This window comes from Streptomyces sp. MBT53, assembly GCF_016654115.1.
Lineage (GTDB): Bacteria > Actinomycetota > Actinomycetes > Streptomycetales > Streptomycetaceae > Streptomyces.
In genome coordinates, this window is the sequence record NZ_JAEQAZ010000079.1 from 1 (window position 1) to 20,787 (window position 20,787).

Below are 20,787 nucleotides of genomic sequence, written 5' to 3' on the forward strand. Positions count from 1 at the left end.
GGTGTGGCGCGGAGGTTTCCGCGTGGGGTGGGCGGGCCGGCGGCTACTCCTCGCCGTGCGGCACCCGTTCCGTGGACGGTGCTACGGCCCCTTCGGGCGCGGCGGTAATCGGTGGGCGCGAGTGGTGGCAGTCCGTTGGCGCGAGTGGTGGCGGCACCTCGTGCTGGGCTGCACCGACCACATTCGCGCCGGGCCGACGCCCAACCGCAGGACAGCTCACGGGCACATGTGAGGGCCGTCGGCCGGGAGAACGCGGCGGCACTCCGTGGGCCGAGTGACGGCGGCGCCCCGCGCGGGAATGCCCCAACCACCGGGCACCTCGCGGGCACGCGTGAGCGCCTCCGGCCGGGCGGAGGACCGCCCCCGGGCCAGGAGATCCATCCCGGCCCGGGGCGCCCGCTCACATCCGCGACACGTTCCGCTCGTAGACCAGGCGCAGGCCGATCAGGGTCAGCCAGGGCTCGTGTTCGTCGATGACCGAGGCCTCGCCGAGGACCATCGGGGCGAGGCCGCCGGTCGCGATGACCGTCACGTCCTCCGGGTCGTCGGCCAGTTCCTTGGCCATGCGGGTGACGACTCCGTCGACCTGTCCCGCGAACCCGTAGACGATGCCCGACTGCATCGCCTCGACGGTGTTCTTGCCGATCACGCTGCGCGGCCGGGCCACCTCGATCTTGCGCAGTTGGGCGCCCTTGACGCCGAGCGCCTCGACCGAGATCTCGATACCGGGGGCGATGACACCGCCGACGTACTCCCCGCGCGCGGAGACCGCGTCGAACGTGGTCGCCGTACCGAAGTCGACGACGATCGCGGGGCCCCCGTAGAGCTCGACCGCGGCGACCGCGTTGATGATGCGGTCCGCGCCGACCTCCTTGGGGTTGTCGGTCAGGATCGGCACGCCCGTCTTGACGCCCGGTTCGACGAGGACGGCGGGCACGTCTCCGTAGTAGCGGCGGGTCACCTCGCGCAGTTCGTGCAGGACGGACGGCACGGTGGCGCAGATCGCGATGCCGTCGATGCCGTCGCCCAGTTCCTCGCCGAGGAGCGGGTGCATGCCCATCAGGCCCTGGAGGAGCACGGCGAGTTCGTCGGCGGTGCGGCGCGCGTCGGTGGAGATCCGCCAGTGCTCGACGATGTCCTCGCCGTCGAACAGGCCCAGGACGGTGTGCGTGTTGCCCACGTCGATCGTGAGGAGCATGACTACTGCGCCTCGCGGAGGTCGAGGCCGATGTCCAGGATCGGCGCGGAGTGGGTCAGGGCGCCCACGGCGAGATAGTCCACCCCGGTGTCTGCGTACACCTTGGCGTTGTCCAGGGTGAGCCGTCCCGAGGCCTCCAGGGCGGCACGGCCGTGGACGACGCCGACGGCCTCCGCGCACTCACCGGGGGTGAAGTTGTCCAGCAGGATCAGGTCGGCGCCCGCGTCCAGGACTTCGCGGAGCTGGTGCAGGGTGTCGACCTCGACCTCGATCGCCACGTCCGGGAAGGCCTCCCGTACGGCCTTGAAGGCCTGGGCGACACCGCCCGCGGCGACCACGTGGTTGTCCTTGACGAGGGCCGCGTCCGACAGGGACATGCGGTGGTTGACACCGCCGCCGCAGCGCACCGCGTACTTCTCCAGGGAGCGCAGGCCCGGCGTCGTCTTGCGGGTGTCGCGGACCCTCGCCTTCGTGCCCTCCAGGGCGTCCGCCCACGCGCGCGTGGCGGTCGCGATGCCGGAGAGGCGGCACAGGAGGTTGAGCGCGCTGCGCTCGGCGGTCAACAGGTCACGCGTGCGGGTGGTGACCGACAGGAGCTTCTGTCCGGCCTCCACGCGGTCGCCGTCCTCCGCGTGCCGCTCGACCTCGAACTCGTCGGTGCAGACCACGGAGATCACCGCTTCGGCGACCCTGAGGCCCGCCACGACACCGGCCTCGCGGGCGGTGAAGTCGGCGGTGGCGACGGCCCCTTCGGGGATGGTCGCCACGGTCGTCACGTCGACACCGCCGTCGAGGTCCTCCTGGACGGCGACGTTGGCGATGTCCTCGACCTCCACAGGGTCGAGACCTGCGTCGGCCAGGAGCTCGGCGAGCGCGGGGTCCAGGCCGCACTCCAGGTACTCCGCGTCGTCGCCCGCGCCACAGGCACAGCCGTCGCCGCAGCCGCCGCTGTCGGCGAGGGGAAGGTCGGGGGTGCTCACTTCTGTCACTGCTCCTGGGGACGGTGCTGCCGGGTCGGGGGGAAGTCTGCGGTGTCCGTGGTGTGCACGGCCAGCGTGCGGTCGGGATTCAGCCGTACGACGATGTGGCGGCGCCAGGCGCTGTCGTCGCGCTCGGCGTGGTCCTCGCGCCAGTGGCAGCCGCGGGTCTCCTCGCGCCGGGCGGCGGCGGTGACCAGGACGCGGGCCACGCACAGGAGGTTGGTGGCCTCCCAGGTGTCGACGCCGGGCTCGGCGGTCTTGCCGTTCTCGTCGAGCGCGTCCCGGGCGTCGGTGTGCAGCTGCTGGAGCTGTCCGGCGGCCCTGGCGAGGGAGTCCGCGGAGCGCAGGACGCCCGCGCCCTCGGTCATGATCCGCTGGATCGCGAAGCGGGCCTCGGGGGCGAGCAGGGGATGCGCGGGCTTCTGGGGGTGCGGGACCGGTTCGGGCACGCGCGCGTGGAGGGCGTTCTCCGTCTGGCCCGCGGTGATGTCGGCGACGATCCGCTCGGCGTAGACGAGGCCTTCGAGGAGGGAGTTGGAGGCGAGCCGGTTCGCGCCGTGCACCCCGGTGCAGGCGACCTCGCCGCACGCGTACAGGCCGGGGACGGTCGTACGGCCCCGGGAGTCGGTGCGGACGCCTCCGGAGGCGTAGTGGGCGGCCGGGGCGACCGGGACGGGCTCGGTGACCGGGTCGATGCCGTGGCTGCGGCAGGCGGCGAGGATCGTCGGGAAGCGGTGCTCCCACATGTCGGCGCCGAAGTGCCGGGCGTCGAGAAACATGTGCTCGGCGTCCTGCTCCAGCATGCGCCGCGTGATGCCCTTGGCGACGATGTCCCGGGGCGCGAGTTCGGCCAGTTCGTGCTGGCCCACCATGAAGCGCACGCCGTCGGCGTCGACAATGTGGGCGCCCTCGCCGCGCACCGCCTCGGAGACGAGGGGCTGCTGGCCCTCCGCGTCGGCGCCGAGGAACAGCACGGTGGGGTGGAACTGCACGAACTCCAGGTCGGAGACCTCGGCGCCCGCGCGGAGGGCGAGTGCGACCCCGTCGCCGGTCGACACGGACGGGTTGGTGGTGGCCGAGAAGACCTGCCCCATGCCGCCGGTCGCGAGGACCACGGCGGGCGCGTGCACGGCGCCCACGCCGTCGTGCTGGCCCTCTCCCATGACGTGCAGGGTGACGCCCGCCGTACGGCCCTCGGCGTCCGTCAGGAGGTCGAGCACGAGCGCGTTCTCGATCGTGCGCAGGCCACGCGCGTGTACGGCCTCGACGAGCGCCCGGGAGACCTCCGCTCCGGTCGCGTCGCCGCCGGCGTGCGCGATGCGGCGCCGGTGGTGGCCGCCCTCGCGGGCCAGCTCCAGTCCACCTTCGGAGGACTCGTCGAAGTGGGCGCCGGTCTCGATGAGCCGCCGTACGGCGTCGGGGCCCTCGGTGACGAGGATCCGTACGGCCTCCTCGTCGCACAGGCCCGCGCCCGCCACCAGGGTGTCGTCCAGGTGCTGTTCGGGGGTGTCGCCCTCGCCGAGGGCGGCGGCGATGCCGCCCTGGGCCCAGCGGGTGGAGCCGTCGTCGAGGCGGGCCTTGGTGACGACGACCGTCCGCAGGCCCGCCGCCTCGCAGCGCAGGGCCGCGGTCAGCCCGGCCACTCCGGAGCCGACGACCACCACGTCCGCGTCGATGGACCACCCGGGGGCGGGGGCGTGCAGTCGTATGCCTGTGCTGGTCACGAGGCGGCTCCGAGGGTTCCGAAAGCGAGTGGGATGTTGTCGATCAGCCGGGTCGTCCCGACCCGGGCGGCGACGGCGAGGACGGCCTCGCCGGTGAAGTCCTCGTCCACGTCGGTGAAGTCGGACGGGTCGACCAGGGCGAGGTAGTCAAGGGCGAGCGGCGGGTCGAGGCGGGCGGCGGCGTCGAGGACCAGGCGGGCGGCGGCGCGGACGGAGGCCGGGCCGCCGGGGCCGGGGGCGGCCTTGGCGACGGCGTGGGCGTCGGCCGCCGCGCGGGACTCTCCTATGGCGCTGAGCGCCTCGGCACGCGCGTGTGTGGCGGGCACTTCGAGGGCCCGCGCGCGCAGCGCCTCCTGGGCCGCGTGCCGGTCGCGGCCGGCGAACAGGGCCTGGGAGAGGGCGAGCGCGGTGCGCCGCTCCTGGGGGGACAGATAACGGTTGCGGCTGGACAGGGCCAGGCCGTCGGCCTCGCGCACGGTCGGCACGCCGACGATGTCGGTGCCGAAGTTCAGGTCGCGCACCATGCGGCGGATCAGGGCGAGCTGCTGGGCGTCCTTCTGGCCGAACAGGGCGGTGTCGGGGCGGGTGAGGTGCAGCAGCTTGCCGACGACGGTGAGCATCCCGTCGAAGTGCCCGGGGCGGACGGCGCCCTCCAGGCGTTCGCCCATGGGGCCCGCCGAGATGCGGACCTGGGGTTCGCCGCCCGGGTAGACCTCGTCCACGGAGGGGGCGAACACGACGTCGGCGCCCGCCTGTTCGGCGATCTTGAGGTCGGCGTCCAGGGTGCGCGGATAGCGGTCGAGATCCTCGCCCTCGCCGAACTGCAGCGGGTTCACGAAGACGGTGACCACGACCTCGCCGTCCGGTCCGGCGAGCTCGCGCGCGGTGCGGACCAGGGTGGCGTGGCCCTCGTGCAGGGCGCCCATCGTCATGACGACGACGCGTCGGCCCGCGCGCGTGCGTGCGTGCAGTTCGTCGGCGGTGCGCTGCAGGGTGGTGGTCATCCGGCATCTCCCTCGGTGCCGTTGGCGAGGACTCCGAGGAGATCCTCGGCGAGTTCCGGCTTGAGCAGCCCGTGGGCCAGGGCCCGGTCGGCGGTCGCGCGGGCCATCGCCAGATAGCCGGCGACTGTCTGCGGGGCGTGCTTGCGCAGCTCGGTGACGTGCGCGGCGACGGTGCCCGCGTCCCCGCGCGCGACGGGGCCGGTCAGGGCCGCGTCGCCGGAGCGCAGGGCGTTGTCCAGGGCGGCGCCGAGGAGCGGGCCGAGCATCCGGTCGGGGGCCTCGACGCCGGCCGTGCGCAGCAGCTCCATGGACTCGGCGACCAGGGTGACCAGGTGGTTGGCGCCCAGGGCGAGGGCCGCGTGGTAGAGCGGGCGGTTCTCCTCGGCGATCCACTCGGGCTCGCCGCCCATCTCGATCACCAGGGCCTCGGCGGCCAGCCGGAGTTCCTCGGGCGCGGTGACCCCGAAGGAGCATCCGGCGAGCCGCTGGACGTCCACAGGAGTGCCCGTGAAGGTCATCGCGGGGTGCAGGGCCAGCGGCAGCGCGCCGACGCGCAGAGCGGGGTCCAGGACTTTCGCGCCGTACCGCCCGGAGGTGTGCACGAGGAGCTGGCCGGGGCGTACGGCGCCGGTCTCGGCGAGGCCCTCCACGAGGCCGGGCAGGGCGTCGTCCGGGACGGTGAGCAGCACCAGGTCGGCGCGCTCCAGAACCTGTGCGGGCGTGAGCACCGGCACGCCGGGGAGCATCAGCGCGGCCCGTCGCCTGGAGGCGTCGGAGACCCCGGAGACGGCCACCGGGCGGTGCCCGGCGAGCTGGAGGGACGCGGCCAGTACGGGGCCCACCCGGCCGGCGCCGACGACGCCGACGGCGAGCCGCGCGGGGCGGTCCTTGGGCTCTGGCTGTTGGAATGTACTCACGCGAGTGCGGCCTTCCCGTTCCAGTCCGCTCCGGGTACCGGACGATTTCTCGTCATGTTAACGCGATCGGTTCGGGAGGCGTCCGGTTGTCCACAGGCTGTGGGTTGTCGCACAGTCCCGGCGGACCGGAAAGCCTGTGGAAACCCGGATGCTCGCACGCACGTACGCCAGGCATCATCCGGAGCATGAGCGATGCGGCCAGACAGAGTGACCAAGAGGCAGAGCCGGCGACCGACGAGGAACGGAACCTGGAGCGCCGCAGACGGCGTATCGCCGCGAACCGGAACGCCGAGCGGTCCCTCGCGCGCCTCGGGTTCCTGGACCCCCTCAGGGAGCGGCTCGCCTTCGTCCAGGAGGCGGCCGAGCTGTACGACCTGGACGAGGCGTCGGACATGTACGGCACCGAGATCGTCGAGACCTTGGAGAAGCGGGTCGCCGAACTGCTCGGCAAGGAGGCCGCGGCCTTCTTCCCCACGGGCACGATGGCGCAGCAGGTGGCCCTGCGCTGCTGGGCGGGCCGCACCGGCAACCCGACGGTGGCCGTGCATCCGCTGGCCCATCCCGAAGTGCACGAACGGAACGCCTTCAGCCAGGTCAGCGGCCTGCGCCCGGTCCATGTGACGAGCGAGCCCCGGCAGCCGACCGCCGACGAGGTGCACGACTTCCCGGAGCCCTTCGGGGCGCTGATGCTCGAACTGCCCCTCCGGGACGCCGGTTTCGTCCTGCCCTCCTGGGAGGAGCTCTCCGCCCTCGTCGACGCGGCGCACGAACGTGACGCGGTGGTCCACTTCGACGGTGCCCGCCTGTGGGAGTCCACCACCCACTTCGGCCGCCCGCTCGACGAGATCGCGGACCTGGCGGACAGCGTCTACGTGTCGTTCTACAAGTCCCTCGACGCCCTCGGCGGCGCCGCGCTGGCCGGCCCGAAGACCCTCATCGACGAGGCCAAGACCTGGCGGCACCGCTACGGAGGCGCGGTCTTCCAGCAGTTCCCCACCGTGCTGACGGCACTCGCGGGCCTGGACCGGGAGCTGCCCCGGCTGCCCGCGTACGTGGCCCACGCGCGCGTGGTCGCCGAGGCGCTGCGCGAGGGCTTCGCCGAGGCCGGCCTGCCGTGGACCCGCGTCCACCCCGAGCAGCCGCACACACTCGACTTCCAGGTCTGGCTGCCGTACGACCGCGACGCCGTCACGGAGGCCGCGATCCGGGCGACGGAGGAGACGCGGACCGCCCTGTTCTCCAATCCCTGGGACGCGAAGGGTCCGGGGCTGGCGGTGACGGAGGTCTACGTACGGGCCGCCGCCCTGGAGTGGACGGCCGAGGACGTGAAGGCGGCGGTCGCGGACTTCGTGGTCCGCCTGAAGGAGGAGACCGGGGGCTGAGGGGCGTCAGCAGGTGGGACGGGGTCGCCGCCCCGCCACCGTCGCGTCGATTGACGGGCCGCGTCAATCGACGGGGGCGTTGTCAGTGGCGGGGTGCACGATGGGGACATGAGCGTGCACATCGACATCACGGGGCTGCGGCAGGAGCAGGTCGTCTTCGCGCCCTCGCCCCTGGGCGAGCTGTGCATGGCGCTGCACGCGATGTCCGAGCCGGGGCACCATCCCGGTCTCCAGGGGTGGGTGACCGGTGTCACCGCGCGGCTCGACCCGCATCTGGCCGACCGGATGTGCGAGGCGGACTTCCTGTGGCGGTCGACGTTCTCCGACCTGTTCCTGCCGTACGCGGGCATCCCGGGCCGCAGCACGCTCCCCGGGGCGACCCTCGCCGAAGAGCTGGACCTGGTGGACAAGCTGACGGACGAGCAGTTCGTGGACGCGGCACTGGAGTTCACCACCTGCAACATCACCTACAGCACCGGTGGACCCGGCCCGCTCTCGGACGCCACGATCAGGCTGCGCGCCCTGGAGCAGGCCGCGACCCGCGGTCCGCGTCAACTGGCCTTCACCGAGCGGCTGTTGGCCGATCCGCCGCGGACCAGGGCCTGGCTGCGGCAGTTCCTGGAGGACTGCGACGAGGCGTTCTTCGCGGACACCTGGTCCCGGATGCAGCACCAGCTCGCGGCCGACGCCCGACACAAGACGGATCTCCTGCGGCACAAGGGCCTGGCGGAGGCGCTGACGTCGATCTCCACTGCGGTGACGCTCGACGAGAGCGCCACCCGCATCACGGTCGACAAGCTCGGCGACGGCCGTACGGCGACCCAGGACGGCGGCCTCCTCCTGGTCCCCACCAGCCTGGGCTGGCCGCATCTGACGGTCCTGTACCGCTACGGCTGGCAGCCCGTCGTGCACTACCCCGTGGGGTCGCCCAAGTTCACCGCGCCGACCTCCCTGGAGCAGCTGACCCTGCGGATGACCGCCCTGTCCCACCCGGTCCGTATGCGCCTGTGCCGCAGCCTGGCCCGCACCGCGTACACCACCAGTGAGCTGACCCAGGTGCACGGCATGACCGCCCCGGAGATATCCCGCCACCTCGGCGTCCTGAAGAGGGCCGGCCTGATCACCACCCGCCGCCGCGGCCGCTACGTCCTGCACCAGCTGGACGTCACGATGGTGGCCCGTCTGGGCAGCGACTTCCTGGAGGGCATCCTCAGGTAGCCGCGGTCACCGGGCCTCAGCCGTGCCCGCCGGCCCGCACCAGCCCCGTCTCGTACGCCAGGACGACCACCTGCACCCGGTCCCGCAGGCCGAGCTTGGTCAGGATGCGGCCGACATGGGTCTTCACGGTCGCCTCGGACAGCACCAGGCGGGCCGCGATCTCGCCGTTGGACAGCCCCGTGGCGACGAGGATCATGACCTCGCGCTCGCGCTCGGTGAGCCGCTCCAGCTCCTTGTGCTGGGGCTCCTTGCCCGCGGAGGGCAGCATCGGGGCGAAGCGGTCCAGGAGCCGGCGGGTCGTCGAGGGCGCCACCACCGCGTCGCCGCTGTGCACGGAGCGGATCGCGGTGAGGAGTTCGCCGGGCGGCACGTCCTTGAGCATGAACCCGGAGGCGCCGGCCTTCAGCCCGGAGAAGGCGTACTCGTCGAGGTCGAAGGTGGTCAGGATCAGCACCTTGGGCGGGTTGTCGCCCTGGCAGATGCGGCGGGTGGTCTCCACCCCGTCCAGCTTCGGCATACGGACGTCCATCAGCACCACGTCGACCGCGGTCGCGGCCAGCACCTGAAGGGCCTCGACACCGTCGCCCGCCTCCGCGACGACCTCCATGTCCGGCTGGGCGGCGAGCACCATCCGGAAACCGGTGCGCAGCAGCACCTGGTCGTCGACGAGCATCACGCGGATCGTCATCGGGTCCTCTTCCGTTCCGTCAGCAGGATCGTTCAACAATTCATTCAACAGGTTGAGGCCGTTCAACAGGTCGTTCAACAATTCGTTACAGGTGTCAGTAATCGGCGTACTAAAGATCAGTGGGCGGGTTTCAGCGGCAGCAGGGCGCTGATGCGGAACCCGCCGCCCGGGCGCGGACCCGCGTCCAGGGTGCCCCCGACCATGCCGACCCGCTCACGCATACCGATCAGACCATGCCCCTGGCCGTCGACCCCGCCCTCCTCGTACAGCTCGTGCGGGGCACCCTTGCCGTCGTCCTCGACGAGCAGCCCGAGACCGTCGTCGAAGTACACCAGCCGCACGCTGGCGCCCGTGTTCGGCCCCCCGTGCTTGCGGGTGTTGGTGAGCGCCTCCTGCACGATCCGGTACGCCGTCAGCTCGACGCCGCTGGGCAGCGGGCGCGGGGTGCCCTCGACCTTGAAGTCGACGGGCAGTCCGGACGTACGGCACTGCTGGACCAGGTCGTCGATCTGCTCGACGTCCGGCTGCGGAACGTACTCGCCGGCCTCCTTGTGCTCGCCGGTGCGTAGCACGCCCAGCAGGCGGCGCATCTCGGCGAGGGCCTGACGGCCGGTGGAGGAGATCGTCTCCAGGGCCTTCTTCGCCTGGTCCGGCGCGGAGTCCAGGACGTAGGCGGCGCCGTCGGCCTGGACCACCATCACCGACACGTTGTGCGCGACCACGTCGTGCAGCTCGCGGGCGATGCGGGCGCGCTCGGCGGCGACCGCGACCTTCGCCTGCGCCTCGCGCTCCTTCTCCAGGCGGGCGGCGCGCTCCTCCAGCTGCGCGAAGTACGCGCGCCGGGTGCGCATCGAGTCGCCCAGCACCCAGGCCAGCGCGAACGGCACCGTCTGGAAGACCGCGATCGCGACAAGACCGGCGGAACTGGTGTGCTCCTGGGGCCAGCGGATCTGCGAGAGGGTCGCCGCGCCCAGACCGGTGGCCAGGGCGAAGCGGGAGGCCCAGCGGGCGCCGACCGCGGCGACCGTGTAGACGATCACCAGCATGGCGAAGTCGGCCGCCACGGGCTCGATGTCGAGGATCAGCTGCGCGAGCCCCGTCACCAGGACCAGGACGAGCATCTTCTCCGGCCAGCGGCGGCGCAGCGCGATCGCCACACACATGACGGCGGACACCGCGAGCGCGCCCATGGCCGTCCCGTGCCGGCCCGACGCGTAGCTGGTACTCGCGATGCTCACGCCGCTCAGCCCCAGCAGGAAGACAGCCCAGAAGGTGTCGACCCATGTCGGGTGTCTGCGGAGGAAGTCGTAGAGGCGCTGCACGTAACCCAGCGTAGGGAAGCGGGAAGTGTGCGGGGGTCAACCGGAGGATCGATCCGTATACGCCCGGCGTACTCCCCAAGGTGGAGGCCCGGTTGTCCTGTGCACTTAATCTGGCTCCGTGACGGACGACACTGCGGCCGGGTGGCGCGGCTGGCGGGCGGCGGCCGAGGACACGCTCTACGGGCCCGAGGGGTTCTACCGGAGGCCCGAGGGACCCGCCGGGCACTTCCGTACGTCCGTGCACGCGTCAGCGCTCTTCGCCGGGGCCGTGGCACGGCTGCTGTGCCGGGTGGACGAGGCGCTGGACCGGCCGGCCGTGCTGGACCTCGTGGACCTGGGCGCGGGCCGCGGTGAGCTGGTGACCGGTGTGCTCACCGCGCTGCCCGCCGAAGTGGCGGCACGCGTGCGTGCCTGCGCCGTCGAGATCGCCGACCGCCCCGAGGGACTCGATCCCCGCGTCGAGTGGCTGACCGACTCCCCGAAGGGGATCACCGGGCTGCTGTTCGCCAACGAATGGCTGGACAACGTACCCGTGGAGGTCGCCGAGGTGGACTCCGCCGGGGTGCCGCGACTCGTGCTCGTACGGGAGGACGGGACCGAGCGGCTCGGGGAGCCGGTCGCCGGTGCGGAGGCCGAGTGGCTCGCGCGGTGGTGGCCGTTGGCGCCCGAGGAGGGGCTGCGCGCCGAGATCGGGCTCCCCAGGGACACGGCCTGGGCGTCAGCCGCCGCCACGGTCGACCGGGGGCTCGCGGTCGCCGTCGACTACGCGCACGCCCTGGACACGCGCCCTCCGTTCGGCACGCTCACCGGTTTCCGCGAGGGCCGCGAGACGGCACCCGTGCCGGACGGCTCGTGCGACATCACCGCGCACGTCGCGCTGGACGCCTGCGCGACGGCAGCGACTTCGGCGGGCGCGCTCCCCGGCGCACGCCTGCTCACCCAACGCGCCGCGCTGAGCGCCCTCGGCGTCACAGGCGCGCGCCCCCCGCTCACGCTGGCCTCCACCGATCCCGCGGAGTACGTCCGCGCCCTCGCGCGCGCCGGGGAGGCCGCCGAACTCACCGCACCGGGCGGCCTCGGCGACTTCGGCTGGCTCGTGCAGTCGGTTGGAATTCCGGACCCGATGGACGAGCCGTAGACGCCCTCTACTTGTCGCCCACTTGTCTCCTACTTGTCGATGTCCCCGACCACGAAGAACAACGACCCCAGGATCGCGACCATGTCCGCCACCAGCGTCCCCGGCAGCAACACCGCGAGGGCCTGGATGTTGTTGTAGGACGCCGAGCGCAGCTTCAGCCGGTACGGGGTCTTCTCGCCCTTGCTGACGAGGTAGTAGCCGTTGATGCCGAGCGGGTTCTCGGTCCACGCGTAGGTGTGCCCCTCGGGCGCCTTGAGGACTTTCGGGAGCCGCTGGTTGATCGGCCCCGGCTCCAGCTGGGCGAGCCGGTCGAGGCAGGCGTCCGCGAGATCGAGGGCGTTGTGGGTCTGCTCAAGGAGCACTTCGAAGCGGGCGAGACAGTCGCCCTCCTGGCGCGTGACGACCTTCAGGGTGTCCTGGAGCTCGCCGTACGCGAGATACGGCTCGTCGCGCCGCAGATCGAAGTCGACACCCGAGGCACGCGCGATGGGCCCGCTCACCCCGTAGGCGTGCACGGCCTCCGCGGACAGGGCGCCGACTCCCCGGGTACGCCCCCGGAAGATCTCGTTGCCGAGCACCAGGTCGTCGAAGCGGTCCATCCGGGAGCGCACGGCGGCGACGGCTTCACGCGCGCGGGAGGCCCATCCGGCGGGCAGATCCTCCTTGAGGCCGCCGACGCGGTTGAACATGTAGTGCATGCGCCCGCCGGAGACCTCCTCCATGACGTTCTGGAGAACCTCGCGCTCCCGGAACGCGTAGAACACCGGGGTGATACCGCCCAGTTCCAGGGGGTACGACCCCAGGAACATCAGGTGGTTGAGCACCCGGTTGAGCTCGGCGAGCAGGGTGCGCGTCCACACCGCGCGCGGGGGCACCTCCATGCCGAGCATGCGCTCCACCGCGAGGACGACGCCCAGCTCGTTCGAGAACGCCGACAGCCAGTCGTGGCGGTTGGCGAGCATGATGATCTGGCGGTAGTCGCGCGCCTCGAAGAGCTTCTCTGCGCCCCGGTGCATATAGCCGATCACCGGCTCCGCGTGCTGGATGCGCTCGCCGTCCAGGACGAGCCGCAGCCGCAGCACACCGTGCGTGGAGGGGTGCTGGGGGCCGATGTTGAGCACCATGTCGGTGCTCTCCGCGGCGCCGCCGATACCGACCGTGGTCTCCGTCGTGGGAGTCATGGACACAGTCTCTCGTACGTACGCTTGCGCCATGGAAACGGGGACTGCCGCTCAGGACGACGCGGCGCGCGAGCCGGTGTGGACCGGGCTGCCGCCGGGGCTGCTGAAGATGCGCCGGATGCTGCTGGTGGTGTGGCTGGGGGTGCTGACCGTCGCCCTAGGGGTGCCGCTGGGCCTGTTCGCCGGCCCGGGGTGGGCGGCGTTCGCGCTGCTGCCGCTCGGTGTCATGGCGTGGGGCTGGGTGGTCCTGGGCCGCAACTGGCGCTCCTGGCGGTACGCCGAGCGCGCCGACGACCTGCTGATCAGCAAGGGCGTGCTGTGGCACCACGAGACGATCGTCCCGTACGGGCGGATGCAGCTCGTGGAGGTGACCTCGGGGCCCGTGGAGCGGCACTTCGGGCTCGCGAGCGTGCAGCTGCACACGGCCGCCGCGGCGACCGACGCGACCATCCCGGGCCTCGACCCGGCCGAGGCGGAGCGGCTGCGCGACCGGCTCACCGAGCTCGGCGAGGCCCGATCGGCGGGGCTGTGACGACGCCGGGCGCCGACAAGGACGCACCCGGGGCCGCAGAGGTCGTGGCGGCCGTACGGGAGCAAGTGCCCGTCGTGGAGCGGCGGTTGCATCCGGTGACGCCGTTGCGCCGGGCGTGGGCGCCGGTCGCCGTCATCATCGGGTGGGCGGTGCACGACCCCAACCAGGCGCAGGAACAGCTGACCCGGCTGACCACCATCACCCTGCTGATCGCGCTGGCCGTGATCGTGCCGGCCGCCGGTCTGTACGGCTTCCTGACCTGGTGGTTCACCCACTTCGCGGTGACCGACACCGAACTGCGCATCCGTACCGGCCTGTTGTTCCGGCGCACCGCGCACATCCGGCTGGAACGCATCCAGGCGGTCGACGTGACACAGCCGCTCCTCGCGCGCGTGGCGGGCGTCGCCAAGCTGAAGCTGGACGTCGTAGGCACCGACAAGAAGGACGAACTGGCCTTCCTCGGAGAGGACGAGGCGCGGGCGCTGCGGGCCGAACTCCTCGCGCGGGCGGCCGGGTTCGCGCCCGAGACCGCCCACGAGGTCGGCGAGGCACCCTCCCAGCAGCTGCTGCACGTGCCGGCCGGGGTCCTCGCGGTGTCCCTGGTGCTGACGGGCGCCACCTGGGGGTCGCTGGCCGCCGCCCTCGTCGTACCGCCGCTCCTGTGGCTCGCCACCCACAGCGTGTGGACGGTCCTCGCGACCGCGCTGCCGCTGCTGGGCGCGGCGGGCGCGAGCAGTGTGGGGCGGTTCGTCGGCGAGTACGACTGGACGGTGGGCGAGTCCCCGGACGGGTTGCGCATCGACCACGGGCTGCTGGACCGCACGCACGAGACGGTGCCCCCGGGGCGGGTGCAGACCGTGCGGATCGTGGAGCCGCTGCTGTGGCGGCGGCGCGGCTGGGTGCGGGTCGAACTGGACGTGGCCGGATCGTCCAACTCCGTGCTGGTGCCGGTCGCCCCGCGCGAGATCGCCGAGTCGGTCGTCGCACGCGTGCTGCCCGGTGTGACGGTGCCGTCGCGCCAGGAGCTGTCCCGGCCGCCGCGCAGGGCGGGCCGCTGCATGCCGCTGTGGTGGCGGGGCTACGGCCTCGCGGTCACCGACACGGTGTTCGTGGCCCGGCACGGACTGCTGCGCCGCAGCACGGCGCTGGTCCCGCACGCGAAGGTGCAGAGCGTACGGCTCGCCCAAGGCCCCTGGCAGCGGCTCTGGGGGCTTGCCGAGGTGCATGTGGACACCGGTGCCAACGCGACCGTGACAGCCCGTCTGCGGGACACAGGCGAGGCCGCGGAGCTGCTCCGCGCCCAGGCCGAGCGCTCCAGGACGGGCCGCAGGGACGCCCGCCCGGACCGCTGGATGGCCTGACGGCCTGGTCCACCGCCCCCGCCGACGCCCGGTCAGGGCTCGTTCGGCCAGGACCCGTTCGGTCAGGAAGCCGCGCTGCGCAGTCCGGGAAGGTTGATCTGCTCGGTCTCGTCGTGCGCCGTCAGGTCGATGACCTGGACCGCGCCGACGCCACGGGACCGCTCGTCGGCCGGCTTGAACTGCGCCTCGGCCTCCGCCTTGTGCACCGCCAGGGCCTCCTGGCCCACGACGTCGGCGAGATCCTCGTTCTGCACGGCGTCCATCTCGGCGGACGCCGCGCCCTTCTGCATGCCGAAGAAGTCGAACCCGCCCTCGATCGGCCGCCGTACGGGAGACGCCGGTACGACCGCCACCGCGGTCGGCACGGTGAAGTGGCCCGAGGGATGCGCGGGTTGGGCGGACTTCGCGGCCGGGGGTACGGCGGCCGCGTGCTCATGCCCGTCGACCGCCTCGGGCTTCCCCTCCGCCTCGTCCTCCTGCGCGGCCTCCGACTCGGCCGCGGGGCCGCCGGTGGCCTCCACCGGGGCGGGCTCGGCCGACGCGGAGTCGTCGTCCTTCGGCGCGGGCGCCGCCGGCTCGGCGTCGTCGTCGAGCCGCACCAGTGCCGCCTGCGCCCGCAGGAACAGCTTGGACCCCTCCGGGGAGAACACCGGTGAAGTCGCCGGCTTCTTCTCCGCGACGGCCTCGGACTCCTCGTCGGCGTCCTCGGTCCCGTCGGTCCCGTCCTCGGCGTCCGTCCCGGACTCGACCGGGGCAGCCACAGCCTCGGTGTCGTCCGTCTCGGCGTCGTCCTCGTCGTCCTGGAGATCCACGAGGTCCAGGTCCATGTCCGCCGGGACCTCGTCGTCGTCCGCCGGAACGGGCGGCAACGCGTGCGTGGCGGGGTCCGCGGCCTCTATCTCCAGCAGGCGGCGGCCCTCCAGGGCGCTGGCGCGCTCGGTCTCCGCCGTGGCGTACCGGCGCAGCAGTGCCGCGTGTTCGTTGCGCAGTCCCGCGAGCTCCGTGCGCTTGGCGCGCAGCTTGTGCTCCAGCTTGACGCGCAGTTCGCGCGACTCGTCGAGGTCGGACTCGAGTTCGGCGAGCCGCTCCTCGTAGCGCCACTCGTCGCTGGTACGCGCGCGTACCAGGTCGGCGACCTGCTTGCCCGCCTGAGTGTCCCAGCGGCGCATGACGGCCGCCCCGACGAGCGCGGTCGCGGCGGCTATCGCGGCGACTATGCGCAGCGCGGCGGCTTGCGAGAAGACCCACGGCCCGAAGGCGCAGACGAGCGACACGCCTGCGATCGCCGAGGGTGGCAACAGCCGGTGCAACGGCGGGGAATGGCGGTGACGTCCACGTGGCATGGCCAGAAACTTACCGCGCGTAGGCGAATCATGGTGCCCCGCCCGGTAAAAACACAGCCACTCCTATTCCCTCACCTCAGTCGAACGGTCACTTTCAGCCGTTACCGAGCCGTCCGCTCAACCACTCCAGGGTCGCCGGGATCTCCCGTCGCCAGGTGTTGAAGTTGTGGCCGCCGCTGTCCAGGATGATCGACGCGATACGGGTGGAGTTGTTGGCCTTCACCTTGTCGATGAATTTCAAGGTGTCCTTGTAGTTGTGCTCCCCGGCCTTGCTGCTGGTGACGAGCAGTGAGGTGTCGGGCGCGGGCCGGTGCTTGAGGTACCACCACAGGTTCGCCTCGTTCCGCAGCGTCTCGTCGCCCTGGAAGAGGTCACCGGTGGTGGGGTCGGTCGGCGCCTTGTAGTACGGCGAGAGGCCCGCGCCCGCCGCGTACACCCCGGGGTGGTGCATGGCGAGTTTCAGGGCGCAGTAACCGCCCGTGGAATCACCGACGATGCCCCAGCTCCCGGGTTTTCTGCCCACCCTGTAGTGGGCCGTCACGGCGTCCGGGAGGTCCTTGGCGAAGAAGGACTCGGTCCGCGGTCCGCCCGGGACGTCCACGCACTCCGTGTCGCGCGGCGGCGCCACCGTGGGCCGCAGCATCACCAGGATCATCGGCCGCATCCGGCCGCTCCTGGCCAGTTGCAGTGCCGTACGCGGGTAGTTGAGCTTGTCGACGAGCGCCTGGGCGGTGCCCGGGTACCCCGTGAGGACGACCGTCGCCGGGAACGTGCGGGTGCGGTACCGCGGCTGGAAGTACTCCGGCGGCAGATAGACGTACGCCGGGGTGGCGATGTGGGTCGTACGGCCGACTATGTCGACGCGCTGCACCTGGCCCACGCTGCTCGGCAGGGAGGCGCCGCCCGGGGCGTCCACCCGCCGGGTGCCGACCACGTGGAGCGGGCCGCGGAGTCCCGTGTGGTCGACGACCACGCCCTGGTCGGTCTCCCGGCCGAACAGGTCGGACCAGCTGGCGTAGAACCCGAAGGCCTGGTTGGCGCCGAGGCCGACCGAGGCGAAGAGCACCAACTGCGTTGCCAGCAGCAGGCCGACGCGCCCGCTGACGGCCCGCCAGTTCCGCCGGGCAAGCCGCGGCCACAGCCATACCGTGCCGACGAACAGCAGCACGGCGCACACGAACGCCAGTGCCAGCACTTTGTTGCTCGTGAGTCCCATGAACTGTCCCCGCCTGCGCTTTCCGCCCTGGCGGCACGCAAGTTTCGCGTGCGTTTGCCTTGGGCTTTCCACTGCCTTTGAACCGGCTTTTCGCTGGGGAAGGAACCTCCTTCCCCTAGACACCGTCCTAGAGGGCGCAATGTCGCCGGATGCCCGAATCGGGCCCGGATCCAAGGTCTCTCGCAGAACTACGGGATGCGATGTCTGTCAGGATAGATGGGGAATTGTCGGGTGGGGTTCCGAGCCGGTCAGGCCGGGTCCGGCGCATAGTCCGAGGTCCGCGCCCCGAGGTCGTTCCCACGCTCGTCGCCAGGGCCTGCGCCCTCGTCGGCCTGCTGGACATCGCCGCGGGGGTGTTCCCGCGCTTCCGGCACAGCCGTATGCACACCATGGCGGAGGTGCTGCCGGGTGCGCTCGGCCCCTTCGCCGCCGCGCTCTCGCTCAGCGCCGGTGTACTGCTGCTGCTCCTCGCGCACGGGCTCAGGCGGCGCAAGCGCCGCGCCTGGCGGGCCGCGGTGGCGCTGCTGCCGGCGGGCGCGGTGGCGCAGTTCGCGTACCGGCACTCGGTCATAGGAGTCGTCATCTCGGCCGCGCTGCTCGCACCGCTGCTGATGCACCGCGACGAGTTCCGCGCGCTGCCCGACCCGCGCAGCAGGTGGCGCGCGCTCGCCAACTTCGTGCTCATGGGCGCCGGTTCCCTCGTCCTCGGACTGGTCATCGTCAGCGTCCACTCCAAGCGCATGGTCGGCGACCCGAGCCTGGCCGACCGGATCAGTCACGTCCTGTACGGCCTGTTCGGCTTCGAGGGACCCGTCGACTACGAGGGCAGCACCTCCTGGACGGTCGCCTTCTCCCTGGGCGCCCTGGGGCTGCTCACCGCCGTGACGACGATCTACCTCGCGTTCCGGCCCGAACACCCCGCCGCGCGGCTCACTCCTGAGGACGAGACGCAGCTGCGCGCCCTCCTGGAGAAGCACGGCCGCCGCGACTCGCTCGGCCACTTCGCGCTGCGCCGCGACAAGGCCGTCGTCTTCTCGCCCAGCGGCAAGGCGGCGGTGACGTACCGCGTCGTCTCCGGGGTGATGCTCGCCAGTGGTGACCCCATCGGCGACGTGGAGGCCTGGCCGGGCGCCATCGAGCGGTTCATGGACGAGGCGAAGGCCCACTCCTGGACGCCGGCCGTCATGGGCTGCTCCGAGACCGGTGGCGAGGTGTGGACCCGCGAGACCGGCCTCGACGCCCTCGAACTCGGCGACGAGGCGGTGGTGGACGTGGCGGATTTCTCGCTCGCCGGGCGCGCGATGCGCAACGTGCGCCAAATGGTGAAGCGCATCGAGCGGGCCGGCTACGAAACCCGGGTACGGCGTGTACGTGACGTCAGCGAGGGCGAGCTGGAGCGGATCCGGCTCGCCGCGGAGGCCTGGCGCGGCACCGACACCGAACGCGGCTTCTCCATGGCGCTGGGCCGCATCGGCGACCCCGCCGACGGCGACTGCTTCGTCGCGACCGCCCACAAGGCCGACGAACAGCCGGGCGAGTTCGGCGACCTGAAGGCGATCCTGCACTTCGTGCCCTGGGGCACCGACGGCATGTCCCTGGACCTGATGCGCCGCGACCGCGCGGCCGACCCGGGGATGAACGAACTGCTGATCGTCGCCTCCCTCCAGGCGGCACCGAAACTCGGCATCACGCGCGTGTCGCTCAACTTCGCGATGTTCCGCGCGGCCCTCGCCCGCGGCGAGAAGATCGGCGCGGGCCCCGTGCTGCGGGCCTGGCGCGGGCTGCTGGTCTTCCTGTCACGCTGGTTCCAGATCGAGTCCCTGTACAAGTTCAACGCCAAGTTCCAGCCCCGCTGGGAGCCGCGCTTCGTCGTCTACCGCGCCTCCGGCGACCTCCCCCGCATCGGCTTCGCCGCGATGCAGGCCGAGGGCTTCGTCAACCTCGCCCTCCCCCTGCCCCGCTTCCTCCGCCGCCGCAAGGCCGTGGCTCCGGCCTGCGCCCACGGGCTCGCGGAACGGGATGTGCGGGCCGCTTGACCGGCCGGGCCGGTCCGAGCGCGCACCCCGCCTCCGCGCGGGGCGCGATCCCTCGGACCGGCCCCTTTGCATTCAGAGCATTCGGCCCGCAGGACCGTCGCCCCTCCCCCAAGGCCTACGCTGAACGCATGAGCAAGCAGAGCGGGCGCGGGCGCGTCACGGGTCTTCCCGAATGGGACCGGTGCGCGGTCATGGGGGTCGTGAACGTCACCCCTGATTCCTTCTCCGACGGCGGTCGCTTCTTCGACACCACGGCCGCGGTCAAGCGCGGCCTCGGCCTGGTCACCGAGGGCGCCGACCTCGTGGACGTCGGCGGCGAGTCCACCCGCCCCGGCGCCACCCGCGTCGACGAGGCGGAAGAACTCAAACGCGTCATCCCCGTGGTGCGCGGTCTCGCCTCCGAGGGCGTCACCGTCTCCGTCGACACCATGCGCGCCTCCGTCGCCGAACAGGCCCTCACCGCCGGCGCCGCCCTGGTCAACGACGTCAGCGGCGGCCTCGCCGACCCCGCGATGATCCCGGTCGTCGCCGCCTCGGGCGCCCCCTTCGTCGTCATGCACTGGCGCGGCTTCCTGGAGGGCGGCAACGTCAGGGGCGTCTACGGCCACGTCGTCACCGAAGTCGTCGACGAGCTGCACGCGCGCGTGGAGGCCGTTCTCGCCGGAGGCGTCGCCCCCGACCGGATCGTCGTCGACCCGGGCCTCGGCTTCTCCAAGGACGCCGAGCACGACCTCGTCCTCCTCGCCCACCTCGACCGGCTGCTCGGCCTCGGCCACCCCCTGCTCGTCGCCGCCTCCCGCAAGCGGTTCCTCGGCCATGTCCTCGCCGGCCCCGAGGGAGCGCCCCCGCCCGCGCGCGAGCGCGACGCCGCCACCGCCGCCGTCTCCGCGCTCGCGGCGCACGCCGGCGCATGGGCGGTGCGCGTCCACGAGGTGCACGCCACCGCGGACGCCGTACGCGTCGCCCGCGCCGTCGAGGGAGCGCGCGCCCTCGGCGCCCGCCCGGCCTCGCGCACCGGCTCCGAGGGAGCCCGGTGAGCGCCCCCCACACCGACGTCGAGCAGGTCGAACTCGCCAACACGGCGTTCTACGAGACCCTGGAGCGCGGCGACTTCGACGAGCTGTCCGACCTCTGGCTCACCCCGGCCGACCTGGGCGTCGACGAGGAGTACCACGACCCGGCGGACACCGGCGTGATCTCCTGCGTGCACCCGGGCTGGCCGGTGCTCACCGGACGCGGCGAGGTTCTGCGGTCGTACGCGCTGATCATGGCGAACACCGAGTACATCCAGTTCTTCCTGACCGACGTGCATGTCTCGGTGACCGGCGACACCGCGCTGGTCACCTGTACGGAGAACATCCTCAGCGGGGGCCCGGCCCCCGACGACAGCGACGAACTCGGCCCGCTCGTCGGCCAGCTCGTGGTCGCCACGAACGTGTTCCGGCGCACCCCCGAGGGCTGGAAGCTCTGGTCGCACCACGCGTCCCCGGTGCTGGCCGAAAACGACGAGGACGAAAGCGACGAGTCACCCTCCTGAGTGGGGCAGC

At 72.3% G+C, this 20,787-nt stretch carries 18 protein-coding genes; 8 read left to right on the plus strand and 10 right to left on the minus strand.

The genetic code is table 11. The features are described from left to right. Nucleotides 1-400: 400 nt before the first annotated feature. The 5 genes from JHN45_RS26660 to JHN45_RS26680 are packed head-to-tail and all read right to left on the minus strand — an operon-like array spanning nt 401 to nt 5,823. The gene (locus JHN45_RS26660) at nt 401-1,198 is read right to left on the minus strand and encodes a type III pantothenate kinase (RefSeq protein WP_019075456.1); all 798 of its coding nucleotides are present in this window, start codon (nt 1,196-1,198) and stop codon (nt 401-403) included. 2 nt (nt 1,199-1,200) lie between these two features. Beyond that, nucleotides 1,201-2,178: a carboxylating nicotinate-nucleotide diphosphorylase gene (nadC, locus tag JHN45_RS26665; RefSeq protein ID WP_201050938.1), complete on the minus strand. Its 978-nt coding sequence runs from the start codon at nt 2,176-2,178 to the stop codon at nt 1,201-1,203. A 5-nt stretch (nt 2,179-2,183) separates the two neighbouring features. Then, nucleotides 2,184-3,902: an L-aspartate oxidase gene (locus JHN45_RS26670; protein WP_200713479.1), complete on the minus strand. Its 1,719-nt coding sequence runs from the start codon at nt 3,900-3,902 to the stop codon at nt 2,184-2,186. After that, on the minus strand, nt 3,899-4,906 hold the full coding sequence (panC, locus tag JHN45_RS26675; RefSeq protein ID WP_201050939.1) for a pantoate--beta-alanine ligase: 1,008 nt from the start codon (nt 4,904-4,906) through the stop codon (nt 3,899-3,901). Before panC ends, JHN45_RS26670 begins: the two co-directional genes overlap by 4 nt. Then, complete coding sequence (locus tag JHN45_RS26680) at nt 4,903-5,823, minus strand: Rossmann-like and DUF2520 domain-containing protein (protein WP_201050940.1); 921 nt, start codon at nt 5,821-5,823, stop codon at nt 4,903-4,905. The genes panC and JHN45_RS26680 overlap by 4 nt, the downstream gene beginning before the upstream one ends. A gap of 185 nt (nt 5,824-6,008) precedes the next feature. Between JHN45_RS26680 and JHN45_RS26685 the strand changes: the two genes are divergently transcribed. Next, entirely contained in the window at nt 6,009-7,205 is a 1,197-nt protein-coding gene (locus tag JHN45_RS26685; protein WP_201050941.1) for a low specificity L-threonine aldolase, read from the plus strand. A gap of 108 nt (nt 7,206-7,313) precedes the next feature. Further along, on the plus strand, nt 7,314-8,423 hold the full coding sequence (locus tag JHN45_RS26690; protein ID WP_201050942.1) for a DUF5937 family protein: 1,110 nt from the start codon (nt 7,314-7,316) through the stop codon (nt 8,421-8,423). A 16-nt stretch (nt 8,424-8,439) separates the two neighbouring features. On the opposite strand, the gene JHN45_RS26695 is transcribed toward JHN45_RS26690, so the two are convergent. Beyond that, nucleotides 8,440-9,111: a response regulator transcription factor gene (locus tag JHN45_RS26695; protein WP_200713474.1), complete on the minus strand. Its 672-nt coding sequence runs from the start codon at nt 9,109-9,111 to the stop codon at nt 8,440-8,442. A gap of 116 nt (nt 9,112-9,227) precedes the next feature. After that, nucleotides 9,228-10,433, minus strand: coding sequence for a sensor histidine kinase (locus JHN45_RS26700; RefSeq protein ID WP_200713473.1), 1,206 nt, complete (start codon nt 10,431-10,433; stop codon nt 9,228-9,230). 118 nt (nt 10,434-10,551) lie between these two features. Between JHN45_RS26700 and JHN45_RS26705 the strand changes: the two genes are divergently transcribed. Further along, the gene (locus tag JHN45_RS26705; RefSeq protein ID WP_201050943.1) at nt 10,552-11,571 is read left to right on the plus strand and encodes an SAM-dependent methyltransferase; all 1,020 of its coding nucleotides are present in this window, start codon (nt 10,552-10,554) and stop codon (nt 11,569-11,571) included. Between the two features lie 29 nt (nt 11,572-11,600). Here JHN45_RS26705 and JHN45_RS26710 read toward each other — a convergent pair whose 3' ends face one another. Continuing rightward, a complete protein-coding gene (locus JHN45_RS26710) occupies nt 11,601-12,752 on the minus strand; it encodes an NADH-quinone oxidoreductase subunit D (protein ID WP_200713471.1) in 1,152 nt (383 codons plus the stop codon). A 31-nt stretch (nt 12,753-12,783) separates the two neighbouring features. On the opposite strand from JHN45_RS26710, the gene JHN45_RS26715 reads away from it, so the two are divergent. Further along, nucleotides 12,784-13,284 carry a PH domain-containing protein gene (locus JHN45_RS26715; RefSeq protein ID WP_093627533.1) on the plus strand — a complete coding sequence of 167 codons (501 nt, stop codon included), beginning with the start codon at nt 12,784-12,786 and terminating at the stop codon, nt 13,282-13,284. Further along, nucleotides 13,281-14,645: a PH domain-containing protein gene (locus tag JHN45_RS26720; protein WP_374195646.1), complete on the plus strand. Its 1,365-nt coding sequence runs from the start codon at nt 13,281-13,283 to the stop codon at nt 14,643-14,645. The genes JHN45_RS26715 and JHN45_RS26720 overlap by 4 nt, the downstream gene beginning before the upstream one ends. 62 nt (nt 14,646-14,707) lie before the next feature. Here the strand turns inward: JHN45_RS26720 and JHN45_RS26725 are convergent, their stop codons facing one another. After that, entirely contained in the window at nt 14,708-15,988 is a 1,281-nt protein-coding gene (locus JHN45_RS26725; protein ID WP_236584134.1) for a hypothetical protein, read from the minus strand. Between the two features lie 94 nt (nt 15,989-16,082). Next, nucleotides 16,083-17,204 (minus strand): alpha/beta hydrolase family protein, encoded by a 1,122-nt coding sequence (locus tag JHN45_RS26730; protein ID WP_200713469.1) that lies wholly within the window; start codon nt 17,202-17,204, stop codon nt 16,083-16,085. Between the two features lie 224 nt (nt 17,205-17,428). Between JHN45_RS26730 and JHN45_RS26735 the strand changes: the two genes are divergently transcribed. The 3 genes from JHN45_RS26735 (at nt 17,429) to JHN45_RS26745 (ending at nt 20,777) form a co-directional block, all read left to right on the plus strand. Next, nucleotides 17,429-19,240, plus strand: a complete 1,812-nt coding sequence (locus tag JHN45_RS26735) for a phosphatidylglycerol lysyltransferase domain-containing protein (RefSeq protein WP_200713468.1) — start codon at nt 17,429-17,431, stop codon at nt 19,238-19,240. A gap of 128 nt (nt 19,241-19,368) precedes the next feature. Further along, nucleotides 19,369-20,277, plus strand: coding sequence for a dihydropteroate synthase (folP, locus tag JHN45_RS26740; protein ID WP_201050944.1), 909 nt, complete (start codon nt 19,369-19,371; stop codon nt 20,275-20,277). Next, nucleotides 20,274-20,777, plus strand: a complete 504-nt coding sequence (locus tag JHN45_RS26745; RefSeq protein WP_200713466.1) for a nuclear transport factor 2 family protein — start codon at nt 20,274-20,276, stop codon at nt 20,775-20,777. Before folP ends, JHN45_RS26745 begins: the two co-directional genes overlap by 4 nt. Nucleotides 20,778-20,787: the final 10 nt, after the last annotated feature.